We start from the raw sequence: 13549 nt of genomic DNA on the forward strand, positions 1-13549 counted from the left end.
TTCGATCGCAATACGACGCGGCTTCATCGCCTCCGGCACTTCCCGAACCAGTGCGACACCAAGAGAACTAGAGGCATTCGGCTTGGTTTCAAGATCCCAGTCGGCGCGCGTATTGCAATTTTCGACACCGGCAAAGCGATCAGGATTGCGGCCTGAACCGTCCCCACAGTGGAGTGACCGACATTTCGGAAACCCATAACTCGATCAAGCGCGGGATCCCCCGGGCGTTCGGACCCCCGCTGCCGCTTTCCTTATTCCGCGGTCGGAGGCCTCCCACAGCCCGTCCTCCTTCGCACGGGATGCGGTAGCTTGCGACCAGCCACGCTATGCCATGCCGCGCCAGCCCAGCGCACGCCACACAACCGGTCCCGCCGCAAGTCGCCACGTCATTCAAATCTTGAAGGAACTTTTCGGGCGCCACGACATTTTTTGGACGCCGGCGGCATGAGACGCTTGGGCGCCCTTTCTGGGCCCAAGTGCATGCCCGGCAGCTCGAACCCCACTTTGCTCTGAGGAGGAATTGGAAATGAGCACCCTCTCAATCGTATCAAATCTGCCTCCGCTTCACTCGGAAGGCGGACTCCCCCGCTACCTCGCCGCCATTCGCAAGTTTCCGCTGCTGGATCCGGCCGACGAGGCGATGTACGCGCGCCGTTGGCGAGAGGACGGCGATCGCGAAGCAGCCTATCGCCTGGTGACCAGTCACCTTCGGCTGGCCGCGAAGCTCGCCCTTCGATATCGCGGCTATGGCCTTCCCGTCGCCGACCTTATCTCGGAGGCAAATGTCGGCCTGATGCTGGCGGTCAAGCGGTTCAAACCCGAAAAAGGCGTTCGGCTTGCCACCTATGCGATGTGGTGGATCAAGGCGACCCTTCATGAGTACGTTCTGAAATCCTGGTCCTTAGTGAAAATCGGCACCACGGCGGCCCAGAAGAAGTTGTTTTTCAAGCTCCGGAAACTCAAGAGCCAGATTTCGGCAGGCGAGGAAGCCGACCTGTCGCCGGACCAAGTTGGTTACATCGCCGAACAGCTGCAGGTCCTTCCCCGCGAGGTCGTCGAGATGAATGGCAGGATCCGAGGCGACATTTCGCTCAACTTGCCGCTGACCCAGCAGGATGGCGCCGAGCAAATGCAAGACTGCCTTGTTGATCCGTCGCCAGACCCCGAAACCCTGTTATCCGAAAGGAACGATCGCGAACAGGTCCAGTCCGCACTAGAAGAGGCACTGGCCGCCCTGTCTTCCCGCGAGCGTTACATCATCGAAGGACGCTTTTTGGCGGAACGCCCAAAGACATTGGATGAACTCCGCCCGACCTTCGGCGTGTCGCGCGAACGGATCCGCCAGATCGAAGTTCGTGCGCTGCAAAAGATCAGAAGCGCACTGAGCGCCCGGCTCGATAGGACGCTCCTGCCGATCGGTGAACCGCAATGACGGAGAGACGAGATGAGAATCGCGCAGATCGCTCCGCTATTCGAGAGCGTTCCGCCTCGGCTCTACGGCGGAACGGAGCGGGTCGTTTCATATCTGACCGAGGAACTTGTCCGGCAAGGACACCAGGTGACCCTGTTCGCGAGCGGAGATTCCATCACCTCCGCCGAGCTGGTGCCCTGCATCCCGTGTGCATTGCGCCTCGATCCAAAGGTACGCGACCCCCTGCCCCACTACATGGTCATGCTCGACAAGGTCGCCGAGCGCGCCGGCGAGTTCGACGTTCTGCACTTCCACATCGACTACCTGCATTTCCCGCATTTCCGGTCTGAGCGCGGTAGGACCTTGACCACGCTTCATGGCAGGCAGGACCTCGCCGACCACATGCCGTTCTACAGCCGGTTTGCCGACATGCCGTTGGTTTCGATTTCGAACGCGCAGCGGGCGCCGTTGCCGGGCGCGAACTTCGTCACAACCGTCCATCATGGACTGCCGACGGATATTCTCACCCCGACTTACGACTCACGAGGCGGTTACCTTGCTTTTCTGGGGCGCATCTCCCCTGAGAAACGGCCCGACCGCGCGATCGCCATTGCGCGGCAAGCCGGTCTTCCCCTCAAGATTGCGGCAAAGGTCGACAAGGCGGACGACGTCTACTTCCGCGACGTCATTGCGCCGCTGCTAGAGGGACCGGGAATCGAGTTCGTCGGCGAGATCAACGAGAATGCCAAGAGCGAGTTTCTCGGCCAGGCGGCCGGTTTGCTGTTTCCCATCGACTGGCCCGAGCCGTTCGGGCTGGTCATGATCGAAGCGATGGCATGCGGCACGCCGGTGCTCGCGTTTCGCTGCGGCTCCGTCCCCGAGATCGTCAAGGATGGGGTGACGGGACACATCGTGTCCGACGTCGACCAGGCCGTGCAGGCCATTCCCAATTTGCTGGCGCTCGACCGCAGGACCATCCGTTCCAGATTCGAGGAGCGCTTCTCCGCGGCCCGCATGGCGACTGATTATGTCCGGGCCTACCAGAAGATACTACGCAGGAACGCGGCGCCGGACCGCCAAATTTTGGCACGCGCCGCACGTTCGGCGGCACCAATCGACACGGCGTGGACGCCCGTTCCCGAGGTGGCGCGCAGGGGGAACTGAAAACGGTAGTCGGCGGCTAGAGTTTGTCGTCCAATGTCTGGTCACGGCGCGACCCATTGTCCGCTTGCCACCCGTCCGTAAACGCCCACATTTTTCCGTTGAGAGCGCGGACTCCGACGCGCCCGGAAACGAGACCGGCGCTTAGGAGCACTTGAATGGGAGAGGCAGGTGGGCAAGGAACGAAGAAGCGAAAAGGAACTGCGCCAGATGATGTTGGCCGCCGCCCGCCAGCACGAGGACTGCGGCGATCTGGAAGACCTTTTCATATTTGGTCCCGCGCCACGCCGGGACGCCAACTGGGGTTTCGGGATCGCTGGCAAGGAGAACAAGGTGTCCGTGGCTTGCTACAAGCGCCTCGACCAGATCGCCAGCGATCTTCAGCAGAAATACGAACTGCACCCCGTCAAGGCTGGCCGGCGCGATATCGAAGCGAGGGTGTGGTCGTTGGTCCACGACCACCCCACGCTCGCCGCGTCGCTGTCGCGCGAAGGCGGTGCCTACGACCTCGCTACATTCAGGCCACTGAACGGGCGGCCGAATTGGACAATGGAATGGACCACCGACGATCAGTCCGCCAAGGCCGCATTCGATAGGATCGTCCGGTCCGTTCAGACGCAAATCGAACTCGAATAACCGTCTCGCGCTTCGGCACCCTTTCACCAGGTGCCGCAGCATCGGGCGCGTTGGAACGTTCCGCCGAGACGGTCGTTCCCGGCGTGGGCGGGCTTCAAGTCAGTCCGCGCTGGCGGGCTGTTTTCGGCGAGCCGAATCCATGGCAATGGTAGCCAACAATGCAAGAGACTCCGCGGGAGCCGATCGAGAAGGACGCTCGGCCCGGCTGGACAAGTGGACCGTCATCTCCGGGGCCATTCTGCTGGTGGCGGCAACCCTGACGGCATTCTTGGCGCCAGAGGAAGGCCGCCCTCGCAAAGACCGCCCGCCGGCGTCGATGCTGCATTGCCTGCGCACCTTTGCCGACGCTCTAAATACGCGAGCTGACGCCAAAAAGATTTGACCTGTCTGAATTAAATTATCGTCACGTTGCAAGATTCACACGGTACCGAGCGGCCCCAGCGCGTGACTGGGGGTTGCACCGGGGCCGCCCATTCCGACCGCCAGCAACGGCGGCTGCCGACGGCGTCAGCCAAGTTACCTCGGCCGATCTTTCCGAACTAGTTCGGAGTACCTCACTGGCGCAAGCAGCTATGGCCAGCATTGACAGCTACGCTGAGGCGCTGATCCGAGTGTGTGCCACCTCAAGAATTGGGGCTGCCCACCGATACCAAAGTAACGGAAATCTCAGCGTGGTGCGTGCAAGGCACCGAACCTGAGCCACTGGTAATCGATGGCCACGATCCGACGAATTACCGGCTCAAAGCCGCTTAAGAAGTAAAGCCCGCCCTAACCGGCGGGCTTTTTGTTTGCGGTTTATGCAATCAGAAACGGCCCTAGCAGGCACGCTAGAGCCGCCAACCCAATGGGTGGGTTTTCTCCCGGTTGGGGCATTTGGGGATAGGGCCGGGAGCGCTGAATCGACTCTTGGAGAGTTGGGAAGTTCCAAAGTAATGGCTCCAGCGCCTGTCGGCGGACGTGCGCCATTTTGGGGACGTCGATGTTTGCAAGATCGACGTCCGGATAAACCAATTCACCAAACACGCCAATCACGGTGGCCTATTTGGATTTTGCGAGTAGGCCCAAATCGGCCAGTACCCGTCGGCTTATTTTGGTGATATCATGGATTCATGACCAAATCAACTCGTGAAATCACGAAATCGCCGAAGAAGCGAGCGGCTGTTACCGGTGACCCGGTGCTCGTTCGCGTTCAGCCCGATATGGCAAAGCAGCTAGACGATTGGCGCCGCAATCAGGACGATCTCCCCGGTCGCCCTGAGGCCATCCGCCGGCTTGTGGAGTTGGGGCTGAAGATGAAGGCCAAATGAAAACCAACAGCACAAAGAGGGCATAATGATTTCACTTTTGATCGGGATTCTGATTATCGTGGTCGTCGGCGCGATCTGCTTTTGGGCGATTGAAAAGTTCGCGCCCGACGCCAAACTTAGGAATCTTCTCAAGTTGCTCGTTGTACTCGTTTGTCTCGGCGCGATTGTGCAGCGATTGCTGGTGCTGACCTATTAGCCAGTACCCCCGGCTTGTTGGAAGGCGAAAAAGTGAACCGACTTCGAAAATACGTCGAGCTAATGCCAGATGGCCGAGAACTGCGGCTGGCCTACGCAATGTCGGAGACCGCACTTTCTCAAGCTAGGCCGCGATCGCGCTGGCAGGAAATCACACCCTTTAGCGCAGCCGACGAGGTCATGGCGGAGCCTGGGCTGAGGGACGTCTTCAAAGCCGCCATAGAGCGAGGTTTTGCGGTCGTGCCGGAGATCGGGCGGAAGGGGAAGGGGAAATGACAGACCACGACGCGCCTGAGGCTGAACCTGACTCCCACGTCAATTTCAACGCACCGACCGTGCTTCGGAAATGGCCGTCGCTTAACAACCAGCGGCGCGCCGAGGGCACCGGCCCATATCTGCTACTCGACGGTACCCTGGACGAATGCATCAGGGAATTCATGGCCAAGCCTGAATCGACCCGGCATTTGTATGAAGTTCAGACAGCACCGCAGCCGCCTCTGGTCACCGAGACCCTGTCGTCCGAGCATGTCGCTGAACTCGCGCGGCTCCGGGAGTTTCTTTGATGTTCCACAAAGCCGCCGTTGATTTTGCACTCGTGCCAGAGTGTAAGGCCGCCTCTGTTGAGCTATTCGCCTGAGGCGCACTTGGTTCATAAAGTGACCCTTCGGTTCAGGCCAGCTTCCGGACCCGCTGCTCTGACCCCAACAAAAAAAGGCTCCAGCCGGGGCTTGGCCGGGGCCCCATTGCATATCGTCCCCCGCCGAGGCTGGGCACGATGCCCCAAAAGGTCACCATTCGATGCGGCCGATCCTATGTCCTAATTCGGAAGCCTGAATGTTCTAATTTGGACAGACACCAAGGAGCGCGCCTACCAGTCAAAATTGTTGCAGCAACTTTCACGGAGCGCGTCTTCGACAACTGGCATCAATGCAGCGCCGCACGTTGGTTCAAAGGTGCACTTTAGTCGTGACAATCAAGCCGCGCTAGAACGTTCGAAGCGGTCGCGACAGCAATGTAAGTGTTCACTTTGAAACACAAGTGTCCATCGACTAGACGACGCTGCACAGCGGGATCGAATTAATTTGTAATGTCGGGTACCGTACACTAGCATTTAAATGCGCCGGATGTCCCACCGGCGCAGTGCCGCGAAAGTTGGCCCCAGCGATTCAGCCCCGCGCTGGGGTCGCTCGACAAAATGTGCTTCTAAGCCGCAGGGCCAACGCCCGCGACAAGCCGTGACACGCGAGGCTGTTGCGAAGGGCGTGCAGGAGCGTTCGATGATCCGTTACTTCTTTGACGTAGTGACTGATGGCAAGGTGAACCCTGACGAAGAAGGATTACTGTTACCCAACACGGCCTCGGCCCGGCGCGAAGCGTCACTTTTTTTAGTGGATTTTGCCCGCGATCGGCTCCGATTTCGCTCCGACCAGTCGATCCAACAGCTGGCGATTTCAGTGCGCACTGTCGATGGACCGGTGTGCGAAGCGGCCATATTTATGGGATAGAAATCTCATTAGCGCGGACGTCGTTGGGCTTAACGCTGATGCGCTTCTCCCGGCGCACGCCCTTGAACTTTCGCCGCTTTAAAACTTCTGAAGATCGGATTGCGGGCGCTCAAGCACCTGTTGCTGCTCTGAAGCGTTCTAAGGCGATAACCGTCGATGCAAAAGCTCAACGCCCGTAACCGCCTCGAAGTTGTCATTTCGCCCAAGCGCTGAGTGATCGCGAGGTGGACGCCGTCGGAAATGCCCGTCAGCTGTCGTGAGGGCCGAAGCGTTGCGGCGGATCAACAGCTGGCCCATCAGGCGGCCTTCGGCACACCATAGCCCGTTTCTCACTGCAGGGAGACCGCGTCCGACTGGTCTCAAAGACCGCGTTTCGTGTTCCGGCGGAGCTTAGGCGTTGCGAGCCGTTCACCGCTCCCGAGCTCGATATCGTTGCAGTCTACCAGCTGCTTAGCCCACAAGATTGCGTGAAACCTCGTAAGGTTTGGAACGAGCGCTGAGGTTCTCTGTCGGCTAGCTGACTGACGACGACTAGTCTTCGGACTTAAAATTGCACTATGTTGCGTCAGCGCTCAAAACCTCACTCGTTCGAAGAGCAGATCGCCGCGGAAAAGCTGCGGCTCGAGCAGCAACTCGCTTCCATGCCGCCTGGTCCTCAGCGGATGAGGTCATACGCAAGATCCGGCAGTTGGAGACCGCCAGCCATCTGAATGAGTGGTTGCGATCGCCGGGTTTGAAGAGCCCACGTTGACTCCAGCATTGGTGACGGCCATCGACGGCTTCTACGCCTATATCATCGACTTCGACGGGCACGTCATCAATCGCGTCGATTTGGTGTTCGAAAAGCAAGGATGCCGAGGAACGCGCCAAGGCACTCGTTGACGGGCACGATGTCGAGCTCGGCAACTGGATCGAAAGACAGCCACGTTCAAGCACCGCCCTAGCCACCGCCGCGTTCCGAATGGTGCCCCGATTTGACCTCTATGACCCTTAGCTGGCAGACAGTTTCTCAAATGTCGGGTAACTGACATTATCACCGGGCCGTCCCTGGGTATCTTTCGGTGACTGAGAGTTCTCGTGCTCCCGCCTTTTACGGAGGGAGTGCCATGCGCGGTCATCCTGAAAATCATCTATTATCCCGGCTCGATCGTTCCACATTCGCGCAACTCGAGCCGCACCTCACCATCGCAGAGCTTCGCCAGGGCTTTGTGATTGCGGAGACCCATGCGCATGTCCAGCGAGTATACTTCCCGCATGGGGGCATCATTTCCTGTGTCGTCGAGCTAATCAACGGCGCGGCAATCGAAACCGGTATGATCGGCCTGGACGGCCGGTTGACCGATTAGACCACCGACCTCGAGACGGTCATCCAGGACCTGCTCACGGGGCAATACAGCAACCCGATCCGCGTTATCGCCTTCAACACGCCGAGGTCGGAGGATGTTTCCGAGGACGTCGCCCATGAGCTGCGCCGGCGCTGCTATCTGCAGGGGCGCGACGACGTGCAGCTGCCGCTGCCGATACGCTTGATGTGACCCGTGGCTTTCCAGCGGAGGAAACCAGCGGCGATCGGGGTCAAGGCTCCCTTCCCCGGATTTATCGAGCCCGCGCTGGCGACCTTGATCGACAACGTGCCCAATGGCGAACGCTGGATTCACGAAATCAAGTTCGACGGCTACCGTCCAGGTCCACCTCGCCAACGAGGCGATCAAGGTCTACACCAGGCGCGGCAACACTGGACCAACCGGTTCAGGAAGATGGCCTGCCTGACACATCAGCGCCGGATCCGCAATCATCGCGAGGTTGTGGTGCCGGCCGCCGACGGCACCACCGGCTTTTCCGTTCTGCAGAACGAACTGAAGGGCAAATCTACCCGCATCGTGCTGGTCGCCTTCGACCTGCTCTATCTCAACGGTTATGACCTGCGAAAACTGCCGCTGATGGAGCGCAAGGCGCACCTCATTAAGCTGATCGCCGCCACTGACATCCAGTTCAGCGAAAGCTTCCAGACCGACGGCCGCGAGATCTTCAAGCGCGCCTGCAAGGTCGGCCTGGAAGGCGTGGTCTCCAAGGTGCGCGACAGCGTCTATGCGTCCGGCCGCGGTAACAACTGGACCAAGAAGACCTGCGCCCAGCGGGAGACATTGACGATCGCCGGCTTCGCCCTCGACGGCAACACGTGGGACGGCATCTATCTCGGCCGGCGCAAGGGCAAAGACCTGGTTTACGCCGGCAAGGTTGACCACGGCTTCGATAAGGCGTCCGTCGCCGAACTTCGCAAACGTTTGACGCCGCTAATCCGCAAAACCCAGCCCTACGCCAAGAAGATCGTGCACAAGGGCATCTGGGTTGAGCCCCAGCTTCTGGCCGAGGTCGAGTATCGCGCCAAGTCCGCCGAGGGCAAAGTGCGCCACCCGTTCTTCAAAGGATTGCGTGAGGACATGTAAGGGGGGCTCCAGATAGGAACCGCCGAAGGGCGTCACCAGTTGAAGCGATGCCACCCAAGGAGATGGAAATGAAAGTCGTTAACGACGATGAAAATCCGCAGCCGTCGGAAAAGACTGTCTCTCGCCACACGCTTGATGAATGGCAAAGAAAAGACCAGGCACGGCGGGCTGAAACCGAGGGCCAGGACAAGATGCCGCCCAAGGAACAGGAGATTCGCTCCAAATGACACCTACCGAGCGCCGCGACATGCCGTGGCTTTTGGGGGTCTTTGCCCTCGTCATTGTAGTGATAATCGTCGGTGCGGCTTCCCGCTGGTACTAACTCTGACGGTGCATCACAAACGTCGGGGCTTAGGAACCATGGCTGTGAGTATTCATTGGACGTTTGTCAGCAACAGAGGAGTCGGAAATGGCCACGACAGCAAAAGACGTTTACATAGTCGGCCTGCGCAACGCGCACGCCATGGAGGTACAGGCGCGAGAACTGATGGAACGACAGTCGGAGCGCCTTACCGACTATCCGGAGGTGCAGGCGCGGGTGAAGGAACACTTGGCTGAGACTAACACCCAGCTGGGTCGTCTCGAACAATGTCTGGAATCGTGCGGAGAGAGCAATTCTACTCTCAAGGACGCCGCGCAATCCGTAATGGCCAACACGATGGCAATGGCTCATGCAATGGCAGGAGACGAAATTCTCAAAAACACCTTTGCCAATAATGCGTTTGAGCATTTCGAGATCGCCGCCTACAAATCGCTTCTGACGCTATGCGACAGCGCAGGTCAGGGCAGTGCCCGTTCGCTGCTGGAGGCGAACTTGAAGGAAGAAGAGCGAATGGCTGCGTGGATCGATGCCAACGTGGCCAAGGTGACGCAACAGTATCTCGCGGTTGAACAGCGCAAGGCGGCATAGTCCCGAAGAAACAATCTCGTCGGACCGGCGGGTCTCAATTGCCCCGCCGGGCGCTTCTGCGCTTTCTCGTATATTCCTGCGACAAAAGCGAAGCCGACAACCAGCCAGGCCGCGCAAGATTCACAGCGTCTTGCAGCCAATTTCAGTTCTGACTTTGGGGCAGAGATGGCGTCTTCCCAAGGAATGGGATCGAACGCCCCCGGCCCTCCTGGTCGGTTTTTCCCACGGCGGATTTTGATCCGCAGCCCCTCACCCCTCTCCAATGCGGCTCATCAGGGAGGCTGTCTGTCGTAGCCCGCGCGACATATTCACTTCTGTAAGTCGACGCGCACGGTGGTCTCCGGGGGTTACGCATCTCGGTGAAAGTTCAAAAAGGCTTCGGCAAGCAACTAGGGTAGCTGGTGCTGCGCGTTTCTAGCAACCTTTGCAGATACTTTTCACCTTCTGATCGACTTTGGCATTTTCTTGGCTAATTACCGCGTCAGCGGGAGTGGAAGGGCCGCCGGGGGTTACCGTACCGTCAATGCGGCCAGTGCTTGTGCCACCGGCTCTGTTACCTGCTGTCCCAGTTGTGATGGAGCCGCGAGGTGCTGAGTTTCCCCCGCTCGCATTCCCAAGGGAGCCGCCCGAGTTTGCGGTCCCTGCCGCGGTGCCCAGTACGTTCCGAGGCGCGCCAGCGTTGGCCGCCCCGCTCGGGTCGTTCAACGAATTATTGAGACCCGCGGGATTCGCGGGCCCATTCGGCGCGCCGCTGATTGCCGAACTGCCGGCGCCGGCGGAGCCTGCGCTAGGGGCTGTGGTTCCCGGACTAGTCCCCACTGAACCTCCGGACGAGCCACCGGCAGAGGCGCCGCTCGATGAGCCCCCCGCAGATCCGCCGCCTGAGCTCCACCGCCGCCTCCTACCGCCACCACCACCTTGAGCAAAAGAAGGCATGGGCGAAAGCAGAAGGGTCATAACGAGCAGTTTACCGGGGAGGCTTATCGACATCGGCAATCGCCTTCTCTGTGCCACGACAAGCAATTGCGGCGGGCGTTGTTCCTCATTCTGTATTGTTCAGGACCGCCTTACGCCCATCGACTTTAGGAACGACTCGACTTTAGGAACGACCGCGACGCCAGGCGCAGGAACACGCGGCTCGAACGTTTGGCGTTGGACGGATCATCGAGCGCCATCTGAACAATGAACGCGCTAGCGTTTGCATTGAAAAAGGGTTGCGCGAAGCGTCGTTATGCGCTGTTGTAATAGCCTGCGACGACAAAGCAGGTCGCGGACATCGTACGGCTGGCGGCGCACCAGGGCATCGGAATCGTTCCGCAGGGCGGCAACACCAGCTACTGCGCCGCTGCGACGCCGGACGCCTCCGGACGGCAGATCATCGTGAGCCTCGAGCGGATGGACAGGATCCGCGAGGTCGACCCCGTCGCCATGAGCATATCTGTCGACGCCGGCGCCATCCTGAAGAACGTACAGGACGCTGCGGCGACCGCCGGACTTCTGTTGCCGCTCAGCCTCGGCGCGGAAGGCAGCTGCCGGATCGGCGGCAACATCGGAACGAACGCCGGCGGACTGTCCGTCGTCAAATACGGAATGACTCGCGATCTGCTCCTCGGGATCGAGGCGGTTCTGTCGGACGGCACGGTGGTTTCGGACATGCGCAAACTACGGAAGAATAATACCGGCTACGACATCAAACAGTGCTTCGTTGGAAGCGAGGGAACTCTCGGCATCGTCACGGGCGCTGTGTTGCGCCTCGCGCCCTTGCCGATCCGCCGCGCAACCGGCTGGCTGAAGCTCGCGATGGGCGCCCCGCTCGCCGAGCTTCTCACCCTGGTACGTCGCGAATCCACGGACCTGCTCACCATGTTCGAGTTCATGACGGCCCGATCGATCGCGCTCGCGAGCGAAGCGATGACGAACCCGCCCTCCGTCGGCGCCGGCGCTGGGGGCACCGTACTGGCGGAACTCACCTCCTCCTCGCGTCATCTCGATCTCGACGGACTGATGGAAGCCGTTCTGGCCGAGGCGATCGAGTCCGGATGGATCGAGGACGCCTTCCTGGCGCAGAGCGGATCGCAGCGGAGCGCGATGTGGGAGGTACGCGAGACCATCCCGGAGGGCGAGAAGCGCCGGAACGGATCGGTCAAGCATGACATTTCCGTACCACTTTCCTCCATTCAGCGATTTCTGGATCTAGCCGGCTCGCAGGTACGGTCGTATGACGCGGATCTTGAGCTGTCCGTCTATGGACACGTCGGCGATGGCAATCTGCATTACAACGTGCTCGTGCCTCCCGGCGTCGACCGGATAGAGTTCACCAAGCGGATCGAAAGCGGCCTTTCGCTGCAACTCTATGACACGGCCGCGGCGCTCGGCGGCACGTTTAGCGCGGAGCACGGTGTCGGTCGGTTCAAGAGGCATCTTCTGGAGCGGTACGGCGACGTCGGCCGCATCGCTGCGATGCGCCGCATCAAGACCGCCTTTGATCCAGCGGACATCATGAACGCCGGCGCGATGGTTCGCCCGTTGGGGAACGGGTCTGCCTCTTGATGATGCCGAGGTGAGGAGCGAAAAAGGAAGCCACTCCGAAGGAGTGGCTCAAGTTGGGGAGGAAATGTCCCGTAGGGACCTCTTGGGGACCTCTTGGAGCAGATCAGGCCGCAACCTGCTCGATCTGGGAGCATGGCAGGCCGAGACTCTCGGCTACGGCCTGATAGGTTAACCGACCACGATGGACATTGAGGCCAGCACGCAGATGCGGATTGTCCAGCACGGCTGCGAAACCCTTGTTGGCGAGTGCCAGACCAAATGGCAGCGTAGCGTTGTTCAAAGCCTGGCTTGAGGTCAGCGGAACAGCACCGGGCATATTGGCGACGCAGTAGTGGATAACGCCGTCCACCTCGTAAGTTGGGTCGGCATGCGTCGTCGGACGCGATGTCTCGAAGCATCCGCCCTGATCGATCGCTACATCCACGATCACGGCTCCCTTGCGCATCGAGCTCAACATGCCGCGGTTGACAAGTTTCGGCGCGCTCGCACCGGGAACGAGCACTGCGCCAATAACAACGTCGGCGGCAAATATCTCGTTCTCGATGGCCTCAATCGTCGAGAATTTGGTACGAACACGACCTTCGAACAACTCATCCAGTTCACGAAGCCGCGGTATCGACCGATCGAGAATAGTGACCTCAGCGCGCAGGCCCACCGCCATGCGCGCTGCATGCGTCCCGACTACGCCGCCTCCGAGCACCACGACGCGCGCCGGTTGAACGCCCGGCACGCCACCCATCAAGAGCCCTCGCCCCCCGGCATACCGCCGCAGGGCCGCACCCGCCGCTTCGATCGCCAGCCGACCCGCGACTTCGCTCATTGGCGCAAGCAGCGGAAGTCCACCGTGTGCATCTGTCACAGTTTCGTAGGCGATTGCCGTGCATCCGGACTTCAGGAGGCCCTTCGCCTGCTCCGGGTCGGGCGCCAGATGCAGATAAGTGAACAGTATTTGGTTCTCTCGAAGCAGCGCCCATTCGGAGGGCTGAGGCTCCTTAACTTTTACGATCATATCGCTTGAGGCAAATACGTCGCGCGCGGAGTCCAGGATCGTTGCGCCTGCCGTGCGATAGTTGTCGTCCGTCGCGCCGATGCCGGCGCCTGCATTGGTCTCGACTGACACGCTGTGGCCAGCCGCCACATATTCTCGGACGGCTCCAGGCGTCAGGCCTACGCGATATTCGTGCGTCTTGATTTCCTTGGGCACACCGACTTGCATTTGCAATCTCCTTCTTCTCAGACGAACGGCGATATTCATCTGACGAACTTGACGCTGGCCGCAGCGTATCTTGGGTTCGACGGCATTACGCAATCAGACTGAGGCGAAGTCCGGCACGGTATTGCATTGAAGAAGCGGCACATGAGACGATATGCTGTCAGCGCTGGCGCGACACAGTGCAATCCTGCAGACCGCGCTAAGTGATGATCGC

Annotated in this window: 15 protein-coding genes and 1 pseudogene; 15 read left to right on the forward strand and 1 reads right to left on the reverse strand. The window is 60.0% G+C overall.

Annotation, left to right across the window (positions count from 1 at the left end):
- Positions 1-526: 526 nt before the first annotated feature.
- The 15 genes and pseudogenes from rpoH (at position 527) to JQ574_RS35430 (ending at position 12122) form a co-directional block, all read left to right on the forward strand.
- Positions 527-1432, forward strand: coding sequence for an RNA polymerase sigma factor RpoH (gene rpoH / locus JQ574_RS00385; protein ID WP_212208391.1), 906 nt, complete (start codon positions 527-529; stop codon positions 1430-1432).
- Between the two features lie 12 nt (positions 1433-1444).
- Entirely contained in the window at positions 1445-2575 is a 1131-nt protein-coding gene (locus JQ574_RS00390; protein ID WP_212275169.1) for a glycosyltransferase family 4 protein, read from the forward strand.
- Positions 2576-2743: 168 nt separating this feature from the next.
- The gene (locus tag JQ574_RS00395) at positions 2744-3208 is read left to right on the forward strand and encodes a hypothetical protein (RefSeq protein WP_212208389.1); all 465 of its coding nucleotides are present in this window, start codon (positions 2744-2746) and stop codon (positions 3206-3208) included.
- A 139-nt stretch (positions 3209-3347) separates the two neighbouring features.
- Positions 3348-3590 (forward strand): hypothetical protein, encoded by a 243-nt coding sequence (locus JQ574_RS00400; RefSeq protein WP_212208388.1) that lies wholly within the window; start codon positions 3348-3350, stop codon positions 3588-3590.
- Between the two features lie 727 nt (positions 3591-4317).
- Complete coding sequence (locus JQ574_RS00405) at positions 4318-4515, forward strand: hypothetical protein (protein ID WP_212208387.1); 198 nt, start codon at positions 4318-4320, stop codon at positions 4513-4515.
- Positions 4516-4540: 25 nt separating this feature from the next.
- Positions 4541-4711, forward strand: a complete 171-nt coding sequence (locus JQ574_RS00410) for a hypothetical protein (protein ID WP_212208386.1) — start codon at positions 4541-4543, stop codon at positions 4709-4711.
- A 271-nt stretch (positions 4712-4982) separates the two neighbouring features.
- Positions 4983-5273 carry a hypothetical protein gene (locus JQ574_RS00415; RefSeq protein ID WP_212208385.1) on the forward strand — a complete coding sequence of 97 codons (291 nt, stop codon included), beginning with the start codon at positions 4983-4985 and terminating at the stop codon, positions 5271-5273.
- Positions 5274-5987: 714 nt separating this feature from the next.
- Positions 5988-6215 carry a DUF6894 family protein gene (locus JQ574_RS00420; protein WP_212208384.1) on the forward strand — a complete coding sequence of 76 codons (228 nt, stop codon included), beginning with the start codon at positions 5988-5990 and terminating at the stop codon, positions 6213-6215.
- Between the two features lie 714 nt (positions 6216-6929).
- On the forward strand, positions 6930-7097 hold the full coding sequence (locus JQ574_RS00425) for a hypothetical protein (protein ID WP_212208383.1): 168 nt from the start codon (positions 6930-6932) through the stop codon (positions 7095-7097).
- 224 nt (positions 7098-7321) lie between these two features.
- Positions 7322-7561 (forward strand): hypothetical protein, encoded by a 240-nt coding sequence (locus JQ574_RS00430; protein WP_212208382.1) that lies wholly within the window; start codon positions 7322-7324, stop codon positions 7559-7561.
- Positions 7562-7753: 192 nt separating this feature from the next.
- Positions 7754-8662, forward strand: a complete 909-nt coding sequence (locus tag JQ574_RS00435) for a DNA ligase (RefSeq protein ID WP_409363392.1) — start codon at positions 7754-7756, stop codon at positions 8660-8662.
- A gap of 68 nt (positions 8663-8730) precedes the next feature.
- The gene (locus tag JQ574_RS00440; protein ID WP_212208381.1) at positions 8731-8889 is read left to right on the forward strand and encodes a hypothetical protein; all 159 of its coding nucleotides are present in this window, start codon (positions 8731-8733) and stop codon (positions 8887-8889) included.
- Between the two features lie 182 nt (positions 8890-9071).
- Positions 9072-9572: a ferritin-like domain-containing protein gene (locus tag JQ574_RS00445; protein ID WP_212208380.1), complete on the forward strand. Its 501-nt coding sequence runs from the start codon at positions 9072-9074 to the stop codon at positions 9570-9572.
- 1260 nt (positions 9573-10832) lie between these two features.
- Positions 10833-11207: pseudogene (locus JQ574_RS35425) on the forward strand (FAD-binding oxidoreductase); the annotation flags it as partial.
- A gap of 18 nt (positions 11208-11225) precedes the next feature.
- Entirely contained in the window at positions 11226-12122 is an 897-nt protein-coding gene (locus JQ574_RS35430) for an FAD-binding oxidoreductase (protein WP_312014619.1), read from the forward strand.
- Between the two features lie 103 nt (positions 12123-12225).
- On the opposite strand, the gene ald is transcribed toward JQ574_RS35430, so the two are convergent.
- Positions 12226-13338, reverse strand: coding sequence for an alanine dehydrogenase (gene ald / locus JQ574_RS00455; protein ID WP_212208379.1), 1113 nt, complete (start codon positions 13336-13338; stop codon positions 12226-12228).
- Positions 13339-13549 lie beyond the last annotated feature (211 nt).

Source organism: Bradyrhizobium sp. AUGA SZCCT0158, assembly GCF_018130065.1.
Lineage (GTDB): Bacteria > Pseudomonadota > Alphaproteobacteria > Rhizobiales > Xanthobacteraceae > Bradyrhizobium.

Bases quoted from the DNA above. Each gene is read 5' to 3' on its own strand.
- rpoH (WP_212208391.1), top strand. From the start codon at position 527: ATGAGCACCCTCTCAATCGTATCAAATCTGCCTCCGCTTCACTCGGAA.
- JQ574_RS00390 (WP_212275169.1), top strand. From the start codon at position 1,445: ATGAGAATCGCGCAGATCGCTCCGCTATTCGAGAGCGTTCCGCCTCGG.
- JQ574_RS00400 (WP_212208388.1), top strand. From the start codon at position 3,348: ATGGCAATGGTAGCCAACAATGCAAGAGACTCCGCGGGAGCCGATCGA.
- JQ574_RS00405 (WP_212208387.1), top strand. From the start codon at position 4,318: ATGACCAAATCAACTCGTGAAATCACGAAATCGCCGAAGAAGCGAGCG.
- JQ574_RS00410 (WP_212208386.1), top strand. From the start codon at position 4,541: ATGATTTCACTTTTGATCGGGATTCTGATTATCGTGGTCGTCGGCGCG.
- JQ574_RS00415 (WP_212208385.1), top strand. From the start codon at position 4,983: ATGACAGACCACGACGCGCCTGAGGCTGAACCTGACTCCCACGTCAAT.
- JQ574_RS00420 (WP_212208384.1), top strand. From the start codon at position 5,988: ATGATCCGTTACTTCTTTGACGTAGTGACTGATGGCAAGGTGAACCCT.
- JQ574_RS00430 (WP_212208382.1), top strand. From the start codon at position 7,322: ATGCGCGGTCATCCTGAAAATCATCTATTATCCCGGCTCGATCGTTCC.
- JQ574_RS00440 (WP_212208381.1), top strand. From the start codon at position 8,731: ATGAAAGTCGTTAACGACGATGAAAATCCGCAGCCGTCGGAAAAGACT.
- JQ574_RS00445 (WP_212208380.1), top strand. From the start codon at position 9,072: ATGGCCACGACAGCAAAAGACGTTTACATAGTCGGCCTGCGCAACGCG.
- JQ574_RS35430 (WP_312014619.1), top strand. From the start codon at position 11,226: ATGCGCAAACTACGGAAGAATAATACCGGCTACGACATCAAACAGTGC.
- ald (WP_212208379.1), bottom strand. From the start codon at position 13,338: ATGCAAGTCGGTGTGCCCAAGGAAATCAAGACGCACGAATATCGCGTA.